Genomic DNA, 17,439 nt, shown 5'->3' on the forward strand with positions numbered 1-17,439 from the left:
AGACATACGAACGGCCTATTTGCTTAACGTGCATCCCGGGCCTTGAGGACCCGAAACACACGAGCCGCCGCCCACATGTCCCTTCATCTTACCTACAATGTCAAAGAGCCGACAAAAACACCGGCACAGCTACCTTACCCCTTTTTCTCGGGGCGGTCAGCGCGCCAGGTTTTTTGTGACTGCCTCGGTGACCGTGTCGGCCACCGCTGCGGTGACACCCATCTAGGCGGGGGCGCCTGGGCCGTCAACACAAAAATTGCAGATTTTTTGCGGACACCCGAAAAAGTCGCTGAGGAGGCCTGCTGAGGCCCTCTACGCGTCGATCCGGTGTCGATCCCCGGTCTGGGGGTTCGTCGCGTCTCAACGCACCAGCGGCGGCCGGTTTCCCGGGCCGCCGCCTGACTGTCACATTCCCTTAGCGTCTTGCCCCTCGCCGGCCCGTGCCAGCAGCGCCCGCGCCTGTTTGAGATGTGGGGCATCGATCATCCGCCCATCCAGCTGCAGCGCCCCCGCTCCCGGTGCGGCCGCAAAGGCCGCCACCACCGCACGCGCGTCGGCCAGCGCCGCCTCCCCCGGCGTGAAGGCGGCGTTGATCGCGGCAACCTGGCCCGGGTGGATCGCCATCATACCCGTAAAGCCGTCGCGCGCGCCCCGGGCAGCATACGCTGCAAGCCCGTCCGCATCGCGAATCGCAGGGTAGACGGTCTCGATCGCCGCCACCCCCGCGGCATGCGCGCCCATCAAGGCGAGCGTCCGAACCACCTCATAGGGCGGCGTGTAGCGCCCATCCGATTCGCGTGCCGCACTGGCGCCGATCGCGGCAGGCAAATCTTCCGCCCCCCAGGTCAGGCCGGCGAGCCGCTCTGCCACCGTGTCATAGCCCCCGAGCGCAAAGACCGCGCGCGGCGTCTCGGTCGCCACCGGCAGGATCGGCACGATCGCATCGCCCATGCGCGCAACGAGCGCCGCAATGTCCGTTGCCCCCTCCGCCTTGGGCAGCATCACGCCATCCGCGCCGCGCGCTGCCGCAAGATCGGCGTCGAGGTCCCCGCTCCCCAGCGGATTGACGCGGACGAACCGAATCACGTCCGCCGGTTCCGCCAGATAGCGCGCCACCGCCTCGCGCGCCGCCGCCTTCGCCGGGATCGCAACCGAATCTTCCAGGTCGAGGATGATCGCATCCGCGCCGCTGGCCGCCGCCTTGGCGAATCGCTCCGGTCGGTCGCCGGGTACGAACAGCAGGGATCTCAGTCGCATCGCTCTCTCCTTAAGCGCGCCGTGCTAGCCGACGCCGCCGCCAGCGGCTACCGGCGCCGCATGACGAGCCCCGATACCTATGATGTGATCGTCCTCGGCGCCGGCGCCGCCGGACTGATGTGCGCCGCAGTAGCCGGACAACGCGGCCGCCGCATATTGCTGGTCGATCACAATGACGCGGTCGGCGCCAAGATCCTGATCTCGGGCGGCGGGCGCTGCAATTTCACCAATATCCACACGGCGCCCGACCGCTATCTGTCCGCCAACCCCCATTTCGCCAAATCGGCGCTGGGCCGCTACACGGCGGCAGACTTCGTGGCGCTCGTCGATCGCTATGGGATCGCCTGGCACGAAAAGACGCTGGGCCAATTGTTCTGCGACGGGTCGGCGAAGCAGATCGTCGCGATGTTGCGCGACGAATGTGCGGCGGGCGGCGTGGACTATGCCCTGTCGTCGCCGATCGGCGCGGTCGATCACGATGGTCAAGCGTACCGCGTCGCCCTGCCCCGCCGCACCGTGACCGCGCCGAAGCTGGTCATCGCCACCGGCGGCCCTTCCATCCCCAAATTGGGCGCGACCGGATTCGCCTATGATCTCGCCCGCCGATTCGGGTTGAAGGTGGTCGAGCCTCGGCCGGCGCTGGTGCCGCTGACGCTGGGCGGCGAGGAGGCGTTATTCGCCACGCTGTCCGGCGTCGCGTCGGAGGTGGTCGCCAGTGCCGGCAAGGCGCGGTTCCGCGAGGCCGCCCTCTTCACCCACCGCGGCCTGTCGGGTCCCGCCATCCTGCAGGTGTCGAGCTATTGGCGCCCCCGCGAATCGATCGGCATCGACTTCGTGCCCGATGCCGCGCCCGGCTGGCTGATCGAGGCGAAGCGCCAGCAACCACGCACCACCTTGCGCCGCGCGCTGGCCGCGCATCTGCCAGACCGGCTCGCCGAGGCACTGGCCGAGCGAATCGGCGTGAGCACGGAACTGGCCAACACGCCGGACCGGCGGCTGGACGAGGCGGCGCGACGCCTTGCCGACTGGCGTTTCGCGCCCAACGGCAGCGAAGGCTTTGCCAAGGCGGAGGTCACCGTCGGCGGCATCAGCACCGCCGATCTATCGTCGCAGACTCTCGAGGCGCGCCGGGTGCCGGGCCTTCACGCGATCGGCGAAGCGGTGGACGTGACCGGGTGGCTGGGCGGCTACAATTTCCAATGGGCGTGGGCGAGTGGCTGGGCTGCGGCGCAGGCGCTCTAGAGTTTGCCTCTTTCCTAGAAGCGTCACCCTATTGACCTCTAGCGCCCGCCCCGACCGGAGATCCTAGCCCACGCTAGGACGACGGCCGATTCGACCCGGGCGAATCACGTCAGCCGAGCAACACCCGCACGCCGATCGCCAGGATCAGCGCGGGCACCGTGGTCACCACACCGACGCGCAGAAACTGGAAGAAGCTGACGTCCTCGCCTTCGCGGCGAATGGCGATCAGCCACAGGATCGTCGCGAGACTGCCGGTGATCGACAGATTCGGGCCGAGGTCCACGCCGATCAGCAGCGCGTCGACGATCAGCTTGGGCGGGTGCGCCGCCGCGATCGTCTGCGCGGCGATCAGCCCGGCGGGCAGATTGTTGATCGCGTTGCTACCGACCGCAAGCAGGCCGCCTGCCGCCGCAGCGGTCGCGCGCAGGTCGGTCGCTGCGCCGTGCATCACCTGCGTGGCGAGCCATTGGATCAGCCCCGTTTCCGCCAGTGCCTCGACCATCACGAACAGCCCTGCGACGAGCAGAAGCACAGACCATGACACCCGCCGCAGCAAGGGCAGCGGCGTCTCGCCGGCCCGCGCCTGCACCGCGATCGCGGTGGCAAGGCCCGCACCAAAGGTCGGCCAGCCCAGATCCCAGCCGACCGCCGACGCGATCGTCAGTAGGGTCGCCGTCGCACCGATCCCGATCAGCGCCAGCCGGCCACCAGTCGACAGGCTCACCCCTTCGCCTTGCGCCGCCGTTCCGCTCAACGCGTCACGGAATAGGAAGCGCAGGCCCGCATAGGTCGCGACCAACGCCAACACCGACGGCAGCGCAAACGCGCCGAGCCACGCGCCCAGTCGCGGCAGGTCGCTGGCGTAGAGCACCAGATTCGCCGGATTAGAGATCGGCAGCACGAAACTCGCCGCATTGGCGACCAGCGCGCAGGCGAACAGCAGCGGCAGCGGCTTCACCTCCGCCTGTCGCGCCACGGCATAGACCGCCGGGGTCAGCACCACCGCGGTCGCGTCATTCGACAGGAAGGTCGTCACGACCACCCCGGTCAGGAACACCAATGTGAACAGGCGCGTGGCCGATCCGTTCGCGCGCGCCGCCGCGAGATTGGCGACCCAGTCGAACACGCCCTGTTCGCGCGCCGCCTCGGACAGCAGCATCATGCCGATCAAGAACAGATAGACGTCGCTGCCCTTCAGAACCGCGCCCCAAGCCGCCGCGGGTGCGATCAACCCGGTGACCAGCAGCAGCAACGCGCCGCCGACCGCCCAGATCGCCTCCGGCCAGCGGAACGGGCGCGCGATGACGCCTGCGGTGGCGCCCGCACAGATGGCGACCGTCGCGATCATGCGGCGTGCCCCTTCGCCTTGGGCGCGTGATGCTTCGGCTTCGTCTCGGGCATCGCCATCGCATAGAGCGCGAGGCCGACCGCCGCTATCGCTGCCAATGTCAGGAAGCTTACGGCATAGCCTGCCCCGACGATGATCGTGCCCGCCAGCGTCGCGCTGAGCGCTGCGCCCAGCCCCTGCGCCGTCGCGACCGCACCCTGCGCGACGTTGAAGCGGCCGGACCCCTTGGTCAGATCCGCGATCACCACCGGGAAGAGCGCGCCGAAGATGCCGGCTCCCACTCCGTCGAGCGCCTGCACCCCGACCAGCCACCAGGCGTCGTTCGACAGCGTATATAGCGCACCGCGCGCGGCCAGCACGCCGAATGCGACGAGGAACAGCGGCTTGCGACCCCAGCTATCAACGTTGCGGCCAACGATGACGGCGACCGGCACCATCACCAATTGCGCCGCGACGATGCAGGCGGCGGTCAGCGAGGTCGCCGAATCCTTGCCCACGGTCTTAGCGAGCAGCTGGCTGACCGACGTCAGCATTGCCGCATTGGCCAGGTGGAACAGGAACGCGATGGCGGCGAACAGCAGCAGCGGCCGGTTCTCGACCAGCACGCGCCAGCCGCCGGGCTGCTCGCACGTCTCGTCCGGTTCGCAATCGAGGCCGCGCGCCACCGCATTGTCGATGTCGCCGTTGCGAATCCGCAGCGCCGCAGCGACGCTTGCCACCGTCAGCGCGCCCATCAACCAGAAGACGACGACCGGGCCGAACTTCCACGCCAGCGCTCCGGCCAGCGCGGCGGATACGGCGTTTCCGGCATGGTTGAACGCCTCGTTCCGCCCGACGCGCTTCGAAAACAGCTTGGGGCCGAACAGGCCCAGCGTGATCGCGCTGATCGCCGGGGCGAAGACCGCCCCCGCCACCGCCGCGAGCGACTGGGTCGCGGTGACCATCGCGAAACCGTGGACGAAGGGCAGCGATACGCTGGTCAGCGTGACCAGCAATGCCGCGACGATGACGATCGCCGGCTTGTTACGGCTCCGGTCGATCAGGCCGCCTGCCGGCGTCTGCGATACCAGCCCGACGATGCCCGCGATCGTCAGCACCATGCCGACCGTCGCCTCGTTCCAGCCATGCGCCGGTCCGCGCATCGCGAGCAGATAGATGGCGAGATACGGGCCCAGCCCATCGCGCACATCCGCCAGGAAAAAGTTCAGCGCATCCAGCGTGCGCCCGGCGCCATGCGGTCCGCCGCGATCTCGGGGTGCGTGCCGTGGGGCCGGGGGAGCCAGTGTCGCCATGCAGTCGTCCTCACCGCGATGGTCGGCGCCGTGGCGGCCCCGTTCCAATCCGTCGCCGCCCAACGGCAGGCGCCGGGCTTTGATCCCGCATCGGACTAATAAATGTTACGGAATGTTGCAGAGCGCGTGTGGCGCCACCCGCCGATTTTTGCGCGAGTTGCGCAGCGGCGCGGTTTGGCGTAGGGAGCCCGCGCGGCCTCGCTCGGCCTCGGCTTCGCGGATTTGGCGCGCAGGCAGGGTCTCTTGGGGTTACGGCCACGGCCATGATGCGCACGCGATAAGCGCCACATTACCCGTATTGCCGCCCGCATTGGCCCGCGATTTCCATCGCGATTTTGTTGACCTGCTGCGCTCCAGCCCTGCCCTGTCGGCATGGGCTTCGGGGCCCGCTTTTATTTTAGGTTTCCCATGCCCTTTTCCTCCCTGCCCCCGCTTCTCGCTGAAGCGCTCGTCGCCCGTGGCTATGAAGCGCCTACCGCCGTCCAGGCCGCGGTAATCGAACCGGAAGCCGCCGGCCGCGATCTCGTCGTCTCCGCCCAGACCGGTTCGGGCAAGACGGTCGCCTTCGGCCTCGCCATGGCGGGCGAACTGCTCGTCGACGGCACGCTGCCGCCGCCGGGCCTCCCCCTCGCGCTGATCATCGCACCGACGCGCGAACTCGCGTTGCAGGTCAGCCGCGAGCTGATGTGGCTGTATAAGGAAGCGCATGCGCGCATCGCGACCTGCGTCGGCGGCATGGACGCCAGCAAGGAGCGTCGCTCGCTCAGCCACGGCGCGCATATCGTCGTCGGCACGCCGGGCCGCCTGCGCGATCACCTCGAACGCGGCGCGCTCGACCTCTCCGCGCTGCGCGTCGCCGTGCTCGACGAGGCGGACGAGATGCTCGACATGGGCTTCCGCGAAGACCTCGAGCAGATCCTCGATTCGTCGCCGTCCGAACGCCGCACGCTGATGTTCTCGGCGACCATGCCCAAGCCGATCGTCGCGCTCGCCAAGCGCTACCAGAATGACGCGCTGCGTATCTCGACCGTCGGTGAGACGCGTGGCCACGGCGACATCCAATATCAGGCGGTCACCGTCGCGCCCGCCGATATCGAACATGCCGTCATCAACCTGCTCCGCTTCCACGAAGCGGAAACGGCGATCCTGTTCTGTGCCACCCGCGACAACGTCCGCCACCTCCACGCCAGCCTCGTCGAGCGCGGCTTCGCAGCTGTCGCGCTGTCGGGCGAACACAGCCAGAATGAGCGCAACCAGGCGTTGCAGGCGCTGCGGGATCGCCGCGCCCGCGTCTGCGTCGCGACCGACGTCGCCGCGCGCGGCATCGACCTGCCCAGCCTGACGCTCGTGATCCACGTCGAAATGCCGCGCGACGCCGAAACGCTGCAGCACCGCTCGGGCCGCACGGGGCGCGCCGGCAAGAAGGGCACCGCGGTGCTCATCGTCCCCTACCCGCGCCGCCGCCGCGTCGACATGATGCTGAAGCAGGCCAAGATCGCCTGCGACTGGATCCCCGCCCCCAGCGCCGACGACATCCGCAAACAGGATCGCGAGCGCCTGATCGCGACGCTGCTCGAACCGATCGAGTTCGATGACGAGGATCGCGAGCTGGCGCAGCGCCTGATCGCCGAAAAGTCGCCCGAAGATATTGCCGCCGCGCTCGTCCACGCGCACCGCGCCGCGATGCCGCAGGCCGAAGACCTGCTCGATTCGGCAGCGCCGCAGCAGAGCGAGCGTCAGCAGGGTCCCCGCCCCGGCTTCGAGGATACCGTCTGGTTCCGCATGGACATCGGCCGCCGCCAGAATGCCGACCCGCGCTGGCTCTTGCCGCTGATCTGCCGCCGCGGCCATATCACCAAGGCGGAAATCGGCGCGATCCGCATCAACCCGAACGACACGTTGTTCGAAGTGCCGCGCACCGTCGCCGACCGGGTGCTCGCCAGCGTACAGCGTACCGCCAACCCGGAAAGCGACGAAGGCAGCCTGCAGATCGTCCCCTTCGCCGGCAATCCGCGCGCTGAGGGCGGTCATGGCGGCGGTCCGCGCGGTCCGCGCGCGCCGCGTGACAATGCCGGTCGCCCGCGTACCGGCGGCGCCCCCGCGCGGCATCAGGCCAAGCCCTACCGCAAGGGCCCCCGCGGTTAAGGCGCGCGACCGATGACGTCCGATCCGGCACCACGCGTCCGCATCCTCGTCGATGCGGACGCTTGTCCGGTGAAGGACGAAATCTACAAAGTCGCGTGGCGCCAGGAGGTGCCCGTGACGCTGGTCAGCAACGCGCCCTTCCGTATCCCGCAGCACCCGCTCATCACCCGCATTGTGGTAAGCGACGGCTTCGACGCCGCCGATGACTGGATCGCGGAACGCGCCGATGCCGCGGCACTGGTGATTACTGCGGACATTTTGCTGGCCGATCGCTGTCTGAAGGCGGGCGCGACGGTGCTGGCGCCTACCGGCAAGCCCTTCACGACCGCATCGATCGGTGGCGCGATCGCGACGCGGGCGATCATGGCAGACCTGCGCGCGGGCGGCGAGCAATTGGGCGGCCCCAAACCCTTCGCCGCCGCCGACCGCAGCCGCTTTCTGCAGACCCTCGACACGCTGCTGGCCAAGCTGCAACGCTGACGCCGACACCGGGTTCGGAACCGGATCTGTCGTTCACCGATTATCGCGGACAGTCCAACAAGGAGCATTCTCCATGTTTCGTCCGTTACTTATTGGTGCCGCCCTGGTGATCGCCGCCCCGGCCATCGCGCAGACCCAGAGCACCAATCCCGCCGATCAGCCCAGCACGCCGCTGCCCTATGATCCGGGTCACGACAGCAACACCCCACGCAGCAACGCGATCGCCGCCGAAAGCGCGCCGGGCGTCGCCGCCGCCAATCGCGACGTCGCGGCACAGGCCCGCATGGACGGCCATGCCGTGACCGCAGTCAACGCGGCCAATGACGCGCGCTATCAGGCCGATGTCGCCGCCTATCGCGCCGCGATGCGTGCCCGTCGTCAGACGATCGTCGCGAATGCCGCGCTGCAGGCGGACCGCGAGCGGGCTTATGCGATGGCGATGGCCGACTGGCGCGCGCAGGTCGACGCCTGCGAACGCGGCAAGACCCGCGCCTGCAACCTGCCGAGCCCGGATCCCCAGAATTATATGTAAGGCTGCGCGCCCAAGACTAAGCACAGCTTAGTCAAGGACCAGCGCCAGCCCGGCCGACGACCGGGCGAGTTCACTCTCGCCCGTGTCGATCGACGACGCGGCTTTGCCGCGGCGTGGCGCACTGAAGAACAACCTCGGCCCCATTAAACCCGTCACCCCGGACGTGTTCCGGGGTCCACCAGGCGGCCATGGGACGCCCGGAGGCTCAAAGCGCAAGCCTCGCCGCAGAGTGGACTCCGGAACACGTCCGGAGTGACGAAGAAAAAAGACACACCGAAACACGACCACGCCGCGGCAAAGCCGCGTCGTCGATCGACACGCGCGACGACGGGGTCGCGCGGTCGTCGGCCGGGCTGGCGCTGGTCCTCGGCTAAGCTTTGCTTAGCCTCGGGCGCTCAGCCTCAGCCCTCATCCCCCATCCGCAACGCCGCGATAAACGCCTCCTGCGGAATGCTCACCGAGCCATATTCGCGCATCCGGGCCTTGCCCTTCTTCTGCTTGTCGAGCAGCTTGCGCTTACGCGTCGCGTCGCCGCCATAGCATTTCGCGGTCACGTCCTTGCGCATCGCGCTGATCGTCTCGCGCGCGATGACCTTGCCGCCGATCGCCGCCTGGATCGGAATCTTGAACATGTGCCTTGGGATCAGCTCCTTCAGCCGCTCGACCATCCCACGCCCCCGCACTTCGGCGGTGCCGCGGTGGACGATCATGCTCAGTGCGTCGACCGGCTCCTCGTTCACCAGAATGCTCATCTTCACGAGGTCGCCCTCGCGATAGCCGATCTGGTGATAGTCGAAGCTGGCATAGCCCTTCGACAGCGACTTCAGGCGATCGTAGAAGTCGAACACCACTTCGTTGAGCGGCAATTCATACGTCGCCTGGGCGCGGCCCGAGACATAGGTCAGGTTCTTCTGGATACCGCGGCGGTCCTGGCACAGCTTCAGGATGCTGCCGAGATATTCGTCGGGGACGTAGATCGTCGCCTCGATCCACGGTTCGCTGATCGACTCGATCTTGTTGGGATCGGGCATGTCGGCGGGGTTGTGCAGATCGATCTGGCCGCCACCGTGCGTCAGGTCGATCTGATAGACCACCGAAGGCGCGGTCGTGATCAGGTCGAGGTCGTATTCGCGGGTCAGCCGCTCCTGGATGATCTCCAGGTGCAGCAGGCCGAGGAAGCCGCAGCGGAAGCCGAAGCCCAGCGCCGCACTCGTCTCCATCTCGAAGCTGAAGCTCGCATCGTTCAACCGCAGCTTGCTGATAGACTCGCGCAGCTTCTCGAAGTCGTTGGCGTCGACCGGGAACAGCCCGCAGAACACCACCGGCTGCACTTCCTTGAACCCCGGCAGCGGTTCGGCTGCGGGCTTCTTGGCATCGGTCAGCGTGTCGCCGACGCGCGCCTGCGCGACGTCCTTGATCTGCGCGGTGATGAATCCGATCTCGCCCGGCCCCAAATCGGTCAGCTGCTCGATCTTCGGGCGGAAGCAGCCGACGCGATCGACGAGGTGCGTCGTGCCCGCCTGCATGAAGGCGACCTGCTGCCCCTTCTTCAGCGTGCCGTCGATCACGCGGACCAGGATGACGACGCCGAGATACGGATCGTACCACGAATCGACCAGCATCGCCTTCAGCGGCGCGGTCGCATCGCCCTTGGGCGGCGGAATCTTGGTGACGATCGCGTCGAGGATGTCGTCGATGCCGATCCCAGACTTGGCGCTCGCCAACACCGCTTCCGACGCATCGAGGCCGATGACATCCTCGATCTCCTTGCGCACCTTCTCGGGTTCGGCGGCGGGCAGGTCGATCTTGTTGATGACGGGCACGATCTCATGGTCATGCTCGATCGACTGATAGACGTTGGCGAGCGTCTGCGCCTCGACGCCCTGCGCCGCGTCGACCACCAGCAGCGCGCCCTCGCACGCCGCCAGACTGCGGGAGACTTCATACGCGAAGTCGACGTGGCCCGGCGTGTCCATCAGGTTCAGCGTATAGGTGACGCCGTCCTTCGCGGGATACGACAGGCGCACCGTCTGCGCCTTGATGGTGATGCCGCGTTCCTTCTCGATGTCCATGTTGTCGAGCACCTGGCTCGACATCTCGCGGTCGGTCAGGCCGCCGGTGCGCTGGATCAGGCGGTCGGCAAGCGTCGACTTGCCATGGTCGATATGGGCGATGATCGAAAAGTTACGGATCTGCGAAAGCGGGGTCGTCATGCGCCGCCCCTAGCAGGGGACGACGGCTTTGCGCTAGTCGCGGCTCAGCGCCTCGATCGCGTGCAGCGCGTTGATGTAACGCGTCGAGCCCTGCCCGCTCACCAGCGCCCAGCGCACGCCGCGCTCCTCTAGGATTCGGCGGCTGAGATCGAAGAAACGCTGGCGTTGCGCGGGGCTGCCGAACATCCGCGTGCCATCGTCGACCCAAGGCAAATCGATATCGAACAGCAGGTAGATGTCCGCCGTATTGGTCCAGGTCGCGAACCAGGGATCGCGGCGGCCGAACATCATGTCCGCCCACACCGCCGTCATCAGCGGATCGGTGTCCAGGATCACGGGATAGCTGCGTTCTGACAGCGCGCCACGGGTCTTGCCGTCATGCCCCTTCGCGATCTCGACCAGATCGGCCATCGTCAGGTCGGTGCCGAACGCCTCGCAATAGGTGCGCCCGAATTCGGCGACATGCGGCACGCCCCCGAAATGCTGGACGAGCCGGGGGATCATCGCCGACTTGCCGGTGCTCTCCGGCCCGTGCAGGCAGATCGTTCGGGGCGTCATGCCGCCACCGCCAGCTGGCGTCGCGTCGCGGCGCGCCGCCAGTCGACGTAGCCGTAGACCGCCAGCGCGAGCAGCACGCCGTACACGCCGGCGGTAAACCACAGCCCCTTGGCGGCGTAGAGCGGCACGCTCGCCACATCGACCGCGATCCACACCCACCAGCTTTCGATGCGGCGACGCGCCTGCAACAGCTGTGCTGCCACCGACGCGATGGCGATCGCGCCGTCCCACCAGGGATAGGAGGCATCGGTGTAGCGATGCATCAGCGCGCTCCAGATCGCCCAGGCGGCGATGCCGCCCGCCAACCAGCGCGTCCGCCCCCGCGAATCGAGCGTGTCGACCACCACCTCGCCCGCCGCTTGCCGACTGCGCGACCAATTCGCCCAGCCGTACAGATTCGCCGCAAAGAAAAAGCCCTGAAGCAGCGCGTCGCTGTACAGCCGCGCCTCGAAGAACACGCTTGCGTAGATCGTCACCGCCAACAGCGCGACCGGATAGTTCCACAGGCTGCGACCTGCGACGAGCGCCACGTTCAGGATTACCAGTGCCGCAGCAAGGGCTTCGATCATGTTCACGCCCCACCTGCTACGGCGGACACGCATGATTTCGCAAGAGAGTGCATCGGGCGCTTGCATCCCGTTTCGGGCGTGGCTATAGGCGCGCCTCCAAGCACGGTCGGGTCGCCGAAAACGACCCGGACGGACTCCGTCGGGGAGTAGCTCAGCCTGGTAGAGCACTGTCTTCGGGAGGCAGGGGCCGGAGGTTCGAATCCTCTCTTCCCGACCATTCTTTCGCTGCGGGTCCCACCCGCGGCCCAAATACCCGCCGTGGCTTCTGCCATGGCCAAGCGCCCGTAGCTCAGCTGGATAGAGCATCAGACTACGAATCTGAGGGTCGGACGTTCGAATCGTTCCGGGCGCGCCATTTTCCAACCATCGATGAATGTGGCTCGGCATCTCGCCGACACGGTTCAGCCGCGCGCAAACGCGGCGGCCTCGGCGACCTGCGCATCGGTCGGCGTCACACCCGTATACAGGATGAACTGCTGCAACGCCTGCAACGTCGCCACCTCGGTGCCGGTGATGCAACGCTTGCCCGCCTCGCGCGCCGCGCGGAGGAAAGGGGTTTCGGGCGGATATTGCACGACATCGAAGGCGATCGTGCAGTCCGCGATCAGCTCGGCCGGAAAGGCGAGCGCGTCGGCATCGGCACCCGTCATGCCGAGCGGCGTCACGTTGATCAGCAGTGCCGCGCCATCCGTCAGCTCCGGCGACCAGCGATAGCCGTACAGCGTCGCGAGCGGTTCGCCCGCCGCCCGGTTGCGCGCGACGATCGTGCCGTCCGTGAAGCCGCTGTCGCGCAGCGCGGCGGCGACCGCCTTGGCCATGCCGCCCGATCCGCGCAACACGAATCGCGTGGCAGGGTCGACGTCGCGCAACAGATCCGCCACCGCGCCATAATCCGTATTGTGGCCGGTCAGCACGCCATCGTCGTTGACGATGGTGTTGACGCTGTCGATCGCCGCAGCGGAAGGCGCGAGGCCGTCGAGCAGCGCAATTACCGCCTCCTTGAACGGCATCGAGATCGCGCAGCCGCGGATGTTCAAGGCCCGAATGCCGCCGACCGCCGCGGGCAGGTCGGTCGTCGAGAAGGATTTGTAGACGAAGTCCAGCCCCGTCAGCTCGTACAGTCGGTTATGGAAGCGCGAGCCGAAATTGCCGGGACGCGCCGACAGGGACATGCACAGCCGCGTGTCGCGGCCGATGGGGGGCTTGGTCATGCCCCCTCCTCTCGCGTGTCGGCGCCCGCGTCAACGCACGCCATTTCGCGAACGGACCGTTGCCGTTTGCCGCCCTTCATCGCCTCGCCCACCCGCGCCATATTGCGGATCAACGAGGGCCGCCGGCGATCTGCCGCCCCTCATCGGGAGACGTATCATGATCGACCTCCGTCCCTTCGCGTCGCTGGGCGGTGCCAACCACGGCTGGCTCGACGCCAAGCATCATTTCAGCTTCGCCAATTACTACGATCCCAAGCGCGAAAGCTGGGGCAATCTGCGCGTCTGGAACGACGACACGATTGCGCCGCAGTCCGGATTCCCGCCGCACCCGCATCGCGACATGGAAATCATCACCTACGTCCGCGAAGGCGCAATCACGCATCAGGACAATCTGGGCAACCTCGGGCGGACAGAGGCGGGCGACGTGCAGGTGATGAGCGCGGGCACCGGCATCGCGCATGCCGAATATAATCGTGAGGATGTGACGACCAAGATCTTCCAGATCTGGATCCAGCCGACCAGCCGCGGCGAAAAGCCGAGCTGGGGCGCCCGCCCCTTCCCCAAGGGCGAGCGCGCGGGACAGTTCGTCGTGCTGGCGAGCGGTTACGAGGAGGACGGCGATGCGCTGCGTATCCGCACCGACGGCCGCGTCGTCGCAGCGACGCTGAAGGCAGGTGAAAGCGCGGACTATCCGCTGGGCAAGGACCGGCGCGGCTATCTGGTGCCGGCGACGGGTGCGGTCGAGATCGACGGCGTGCGGGTCAACGCCCGCGACGGCGCGGCGATCGCGGACCAGGACGTGTTGCGGGTGACCGCGCTGGAGGACAGCGAACTGGTGCTGGTGGACGTGGCGTAGGCGGCTCCTGCACAGCGTGCCTCACCGCCCAACACGCCGGTCATGCTGAGCTTATCGAAGCAGGGTGAGACTCACCTGCCCTTCGACAGGCTCAGGGCGAACGGTTCCTACGTGGCGGGCCCGGCGGCGGCTACTCGCCGCTGAGTGACCGGGCCGCGATCCTGCCCCGCAGGATCGCGAGTCCCGGTCACTCCCACTCGATCGTGCCGGGGGGCTTGCTGGTGTAATCGTAGACGACGCGGTTGACGCCCTTCACCTCGTTGATGATCCGGGTCGCGACCCGCGGCAGGAAGTCGCCGGGGAACTGGAACGCCTCCGCGGTCATGCCGTCGACCGAGGTGACCGCACGCAACGCCAGCACGCTGTCATAGGTACGGCCGTCGCCCATCACGCCGACCGAGCGGACCGGCAGCAGCACCGCGAACGCCTGCCAGATCGCATCGTACAGCCCGGCGTTGCGGATCTCTTCGAGATAGATCGCATCCGCCTTGCGGAGGATGTCGCAGCGTTCCTGCGTGACCTCGCCGGGGATGCGAATCGCGAGGCCCGGTCCGGGGAACGGGTGGCGGCCGACGAAGATTTCGGGCAGCCCCAGCTCGCGGCCCAGCGCGCGGACCTCGTCCTTGAACAGTTCGCGCAGCGGCTCGACGAGCTTCATGTTCATGCGCTCGGGCAGGCCGCCGACATTGTGGTGGCTCTTGATCGTCACCGACGGGCCGCCGGTAAAGCTGACGCTTTCGATGACGTCGGGATAGAGCGTGCCCTGCGCCAGGAACTCTGCCCCGCCGATCTTCTTCGCTTCCGCCTCGAAGACGTCGATGAAGGTCTTGCCGATGAACTTGCGCTTCGCCTCGGGATCGGTGACCCCGGCGAGCCCGTTCATGAACAGCGTTTGCGCCTGCACGTGGACGAGCGGGATATTGTAATGGCCCCGGAACAGGCCGACGACCTGCTCGGCCTCACCGGCCCGCAGGATGCCGCCGTCGACGAACACGCAGGTCAGCTGGTCGCCGATCGCCTCGTGGATGAGCAGTGCGGCGACCGCCGAATCGACACCACCCGACAGGCCGCAGATCACCTTGCCGCTGCCGACCTGGGCGCGGATGTCGGCGATCTTGGCCTCGCGGAACTCGGCCATCGTCCAGTCGCCCGTCAAGCCGCAGACGTGGCGGGCGAAGTTGGCGATCAGCTTGCCGCCATCGGGGGTATGGACGACCTCAGGGTGGAACTGCACACCATAGAAGCGGCGCGCCTCGTCGGCGACGATCGCGAAGGGCGCACCTTCCGATACGGCGACGGGGGTAAAGCCGGGGGCGAGCGCATCGACCTTGTCGCCGTGGCTCATCCACACCTGATGGCGCTCGCCCTCCGCCCAAAGGCCGTCGAACAGGCCGCAGCTGGTCTGCACATCGACGAAAGCCTTGCCGAACTCGCCACCGTCGCCGGAGACGACGACATGACCGCCCAACTGCGCGGTCATGACCTGCTGGCCGTAACAGATGCCCAGGATCGGCAGACCGGCGTCGAAGAAGCGCTGCGGCACGCGCGGGCTGTTCTCAGCAGTGACCGAGGCCGGACCACCCGACAGGATGATGCCGGCCGGCTTGATCCGGTCGAAGGCCTCATCGGAGGACTGGAAGGGCGCGATTTCCGAATAGACCCCCGCCTCTCGTACCCGGCGGGCGATGAGCTGCGTGACCTGGCTGCCGAAATCGACGATGAGAATGCTGTCGCTGTGCTGCATGGGCGCAGGCCTTAGCGGCGCAGCCGCAGAAGGCCAAGCCCGGCCGGGCGGGGCGAAGGCCCCGTCCGACGGCGCCGCTTTGCCGGGGTAGGCCAAGTCTCTGACAAACACGAAAAAGGCCGCACCATCGCTGGCGCGGCCTTCTTCTTGTCAGTACTTAACCTCCGCCCTGAGCTTGTCGAAGGGCATGGGAAGACCCAAGGGCTTCGACAGGCTCAGCCCGAACGGTGGTGGAGAGACTTACGCCGCCTCGTCGAAATCCTCGTCCGACATCACCGGGCCCGAATCCTGGCCCTTGGCCGAGACGTCGCGGTCGACGAATTCGATGATCGCCATCGGCGACGCGTCCGAGGCGCGGATGCCGGCCTTGATGATACGGGTGTAGCCGCCGTTACGGTCGGCATAGCGCGACGCGAGAACGTCGAACAGCTTCACCAGCTGCGCATCGTCGAGCAGGCGGGCGTGCGCCAGACGACGGTTGGACAGGCCACCCTTCTTCGCCAGCGTCACCAGCTTTTCGACGTAGGGACGCAGTTCCTTCGCCTTGGCGACGGTGGTGGTGATCTGCTCGTGCTTGATGAGCGCGGCCGACATGTTGCGGAACAGGGCCGTACGATGGGCCGAGGTACGCTGCAGCTTACGGCCGCCGACGCGATGACGCATGGGTATGTCCTTCGTTTGTCAGGGGGCCGTGTCACGGAACCCCAAGGCTGGCGGTTTGATAGCAGGGGACCGCCGTTCGCCCCTTTTGGAAAGTCACAAAAGTCACACCGAGAAGGGTGTCTTTCGGGCCGGGTGGCGGTGCGGCGAAGCCGCACCGGTCACGTCGATCGGGTTCGGGTTGCGGCGTTGCCGCTCCCCGACCCGTCGGCCGGGCTGACGCCGTCTTCGGGATAGCATCGCTATCCCGATGCAGCTTAGCCCATAATCTCCTGCTCGAGCTTCTTGGCCATCTCTTCGATGTTCTCGGGCGGCCAGCCGGGGATTTCCATACCCAGGCGGAGCCCCATCGACGAGAGCACTTCCTTGATTTCGTTCAAGGACTTGCGGCCGAAGTTCGGGGTACGCAGCATTTCGGCTTCGGTCTTGCCGACCAGATCGCCGATATAGATGATGTTGTCGTTCTTCAGGCAGTTCGCCGAACGCACCGACAGCTCCAACTCGTCGACCTTCTTAAGGAGGTAACGGTTGATCTGCTGCGTGTCGCCCGCCGTCTCGCCACCGGCTGCCGGAGCGGCCGCCTGGCCGATCGGTGCCGACGAACGCGTGATCGCCGAATCGTCGAAGTGGACGAACAGCGCCAGCTGGTCCTGAAGGATGCGGCCGGCATAGGCCACCGCGTCTTCCGGGGTCACCGTGCCGTCGGTCTCGATCGTCAGCGTCAGCTTGTCGTAATCGAGGTCCTGACCGACACGGGTCGGATCGACCTTGTACGACACCTGGCGCACCGGCGAATACAGCGCATCGACCGGGATCAGGCCGATCGGCGCGTCGGCCGGACGGTTGGCGGTCGCGGGCACGTAGCCCTTACCGATGTCGGCGGTCAGCTCCATGTTGAGCGTCGCGCCTTCGTCCAGATGGCAGATGACCAGATCGGGGTTCATCACCTCGATATCGCCCGACACGGCGATGTCGCCGGCCTTCACCTCGGCCGGGCCGGTGGCGGACAGCTGGAGACGCTTCGGGCCTTCGCCCTGCATCTTGAGCGCGATCTGCTTGACGTTCAGGACGATGTCCGTGACGTCTTCGCGCACGCCGGCAAGGCTGCTGAACTCATGCAGCACGTTCTCGATCTTGATCGAGGTGACCGCGGCGCCCTGCAGCGACGAGAGCAGCACGCGACGCAGCGCGTTGCCGAGCGTCAGGCCGAAGCCACGCTCCAGCGGCTCGGCCACGAAGGTCGCCTTGCGCTTGCCATCGCCGCCCTTCTTCTCAAGGCCGTTGGGCTTCTTCAGTTCCTGCCAGTTCTTTGCATTGACAGACACAGGTGTC

General features: G+C 67.1%; 15 protein-coding genes and 2 tRNA genes. 7 read left to right on the forward strand and 10 right to left on the reverse strand.

Annotated elements, in window-relative coordinates; all coding sequences use genetic code 11:
• Nucleotides 1-405 precede the first annotated feature (405 nt).
• Nucleotides 406-1,257, reverse strand: coding sequence for an HpcH/HpaI aldolase/citrate lyase family protein (locus ACP7A3_RS03205; RefSeq protein WP_426255328.1), 852 nt, complete (start codon nt 1,255-1,257; stop codon nt 406-408).
• A gap of 60 nt (nt 1,258-1,317) precedes the next feature.
• Between ACP7A3_RS03205 and ACP7A3_RS03210 the strand changes: the two genes are divergently transcribed.
• A complete protein-coding gene (locus ACP7A3_RS03210; protein WP_426255350.1) occupies nt 1,318-2,499 on the forward strand; it encodes an NAD(P)/FAD-dependent oxidoreductase in 1,182 nt (393 codons plus the stop codon).
• A gap of 109 nt (nt 2,500-2,608) precedes the next feature.
• On the opposite strand, the gene ACP7A3_RS03215 is transcribed toward ACP7A3_RS03210, so the two are convergent.
• Together ACP7A3_RS03215 and ACP7A3_RS03220 are read right to left on the reverse strand one after the other, a co-directional pair.
• Nucleotides 2,609-3,847 carry an arsenic transporter gene (locus ACP7A3_RS03215; RefSeq protein WP_244055859.1) on the reverse strand — a complete coding sequence of 413 codons (1,239 nt, stop codon included), beginning with the start codon at nt 3,845-3,847 and terminating at the stop codon, nt 2,609-2,611.
• Nucleotides 3,844-5,139, reverse strand: a complete 1,296-nt coding sequence (locus ACP7A3_RS03220; RefSeq protein ID WP_426255327.1) for an MFS transporter — start codon at nt 5,137-5,139, stop codon at nt 3,844-3,846. Before ACP7A3_RS03220 ends, ACP7A3_RS03215 begins: the two co-directional genes overlap by 4 nt.
• A 408-nt stretch (nt 5,140-5,547) precedes the next feature.
• Between ACP7A3_RS03220 and ACP7A3_RS03225 the strand changes: the two genes are divergently transcribed.
• The 3 genes from ACP7A3_RS03225 to ACP7A3_RS03235 all read left to right on the forward strand — a co-directional run bounded on the left by ACP7A3_RS03225 (nt 5,548) and on the right by ACP7A3_RS03235 (nt 8,296).
• The gene (locus ACP7A3_RS03225; protein ID WP_426255326.1) at nt 5,548-7,284 is read left to right on the forward strand and encodes a DEAD/DEAH box helicase; all 1,737 of its coding nucleotides are present in this window, start codon (nt 5,548-5,550) and stop codon (nt 7,282-7,284) included.
• A 12-nt stretch (nt 7,285-7,296) separates the two neighbouring features.
• On the forward strand, nt 7,297-7,764 hold the full coding sequence (locus tag ACP7A3_RS03230; RefSeq protein ID WP_426255325.1) for a YaiI/YqxD family protein: 468 nt from the start codon (nt 7,297-7,299) through the stop codon (nt 7,762-7,764).
• Between the two features lie 73 nt (nt 7,765-7,837).
• Nucleotides 7,838-8,296: a hypothetical protein gene (locus tag ACP7A3_RS03235; RefSeq protein ID WP_226341824.1), complete on the forward strand. Its 459-nt coding sequence runs from the start codon at nt 7,838-7,840 to the stop codon at nt 8,294-8,296.
• A gap of 401 nt (nt 8,297-8,697) precedes the next feature.
• Here ACP7A3_RS03235 and lepA read toward each other — a convergent pair whose 3' ends face one another.
• From lepA to pnuC, 3 genes are read right to left on the reverse strand one after another with little or no spacing between them, the layout of a single operon-like run.
• Complete coding sequence (lepA, locus tag ACP7A3_RS03240) at nt 8,698-10,509, reverse strand: translation elongation factor 4 (RefSeq protein WP_017979455.1); 1,812 nt, start codon at nt 10,507-10,509, stop codon at nt 8,698-8,700.
• A gap of 33 nt (nt 10,510-10,542) precedes the next feature.
• On the reverse strand, nt 10,543-11,067 hold the full coding sequence (locus ACP7A3_RS03245; protein ID WP_426255324.1) for an AAA family ATPase: 525 nt from the start codon (nt 11,065-11,067) through the stop codon (nt 10,543-10,545).
• On the reverse strand, nt 11,064-11,636 hold the full coding sequence (gene pnuC, locus ACP7A3_RS03250; protein WP_331361768.1) for a nicotinamide riboside transporter PnuC: 573 nt from the start codon (nt 11,634-11,636) through the stop codon (nt 11,064-11,066). Before pnuC ends, ACP7A3_RS03245 begins: the two co-directional genes overlap by 4 nt.
• A gap of 140 nt (nt 11,637-11,776) precedes the next feature.
• On the opposite strand from pnuC, the gene ACP7A3_RS03255 reads away from it, so the two are divergent.
• Nucleotides 11,777-11,853: transfer RNA gene (locus tag ACP7A3_RS03255), tRNA-Pro, on the forward strand.
• Nucleotides 11,854-11,914: 61 nt separating this feature from the next.
• A tRNA-Arg gene (locus ACP7A3_RS03260) sits at nt 11,915-11,991 on the forward strand.
• Nucleotides 11,992-12,037: 46 nt separating this feature from the next.
• On the opposite strand, the gene ACP7A3_RS03265 is transcribed toward ACP7A3_RS03260, so the two are convergent.
• Nucleotides 12,038-12,847, reverse strand: coding sequence for a shikimate 5-dehydrogenase (locus tag ACP7A3_RS03265; RefSeq protein ID WP_426255323.1), 810 nt, complete (start codon nt 12,845-12,847; stop codon nt 12,038-12,040).
• Nucleotides 12,848-13,004: 157 nt separating this feature from the next.
• Between ACP7A3_RS03265 and ACP7A3_RS03270 the strand changes: the two genes are divergently transcribed.
• Nucleotides 13,005-13,703: a pirin family protein gene (locus tag ACP7A3_RS03270; protein WP_017979460.1), complete on the forward strand. Its 699-nt coding sequence runs from the start codon at nt 13,005-13,007 to the stop codon at nt 13,701-13,703.
• Between the two features lie 187 nt (nt 13,704-13,890).
• On the opposite strand, the gene guaA is transcribed toward ACP7A3_RS03270, so the two are convergent.
• The 3 genes from guaA to ACP7A3_RS03285 form a co-directional block, all read right to left on the reverse strand.
• Nucleotides 13,891-15,447, reverse strand: coding sequence for a glutamine-hydrolyzing GMP synthase (gene guaA, locus ACP7A3_RS03275; protein ID WP_426255322.1), 1,557 nt, complete (start codon nt 15,445-15,447; stop codon nt 13,891-13,893).
• A 240-nt stretch (nt 15,448-15,687) separates the two neighbouring features.
• Nucleotides 15,688-16,110, reverse strand: coding sequence for a 50S ribosomal protein L17 (rplQ, locus tag ACP7A3_RS03280; RefSeq protein ID WP_043060684.1), 423 nt, complete (start codon nt 16,108-16,110; stop codon nt 15,688-15,690).
• Between the two features lie 254 nt (nt 16,111-16,364).
• Nucleotides 16,365-17,432 (reverse strand): DNA-directed RNA polymerase subunit alpha, encoded by a 1,068-nt coding sequence (locus ACP7A3_RS03285; protein ID WP_017979463.1) that lies wholly within the window; start codon nt 17,430-17,432, stop codon nt 16,365-16,367.
• Between the last annotated feature and the right edge of the window lie 7 nt (nt 17,433-17,439).

The sequence above is a fragment of the Sphingomonas sp. DC5200-1 genome (assembly GCF_049897245.1).
Classification (GTDB): Bacteria; Pseudomonadota; Alphaproteobacteria; order Sphingomonadales; family Sphingomonadaceae; genus Sphingomonas; species Sphingomonas aquatilis.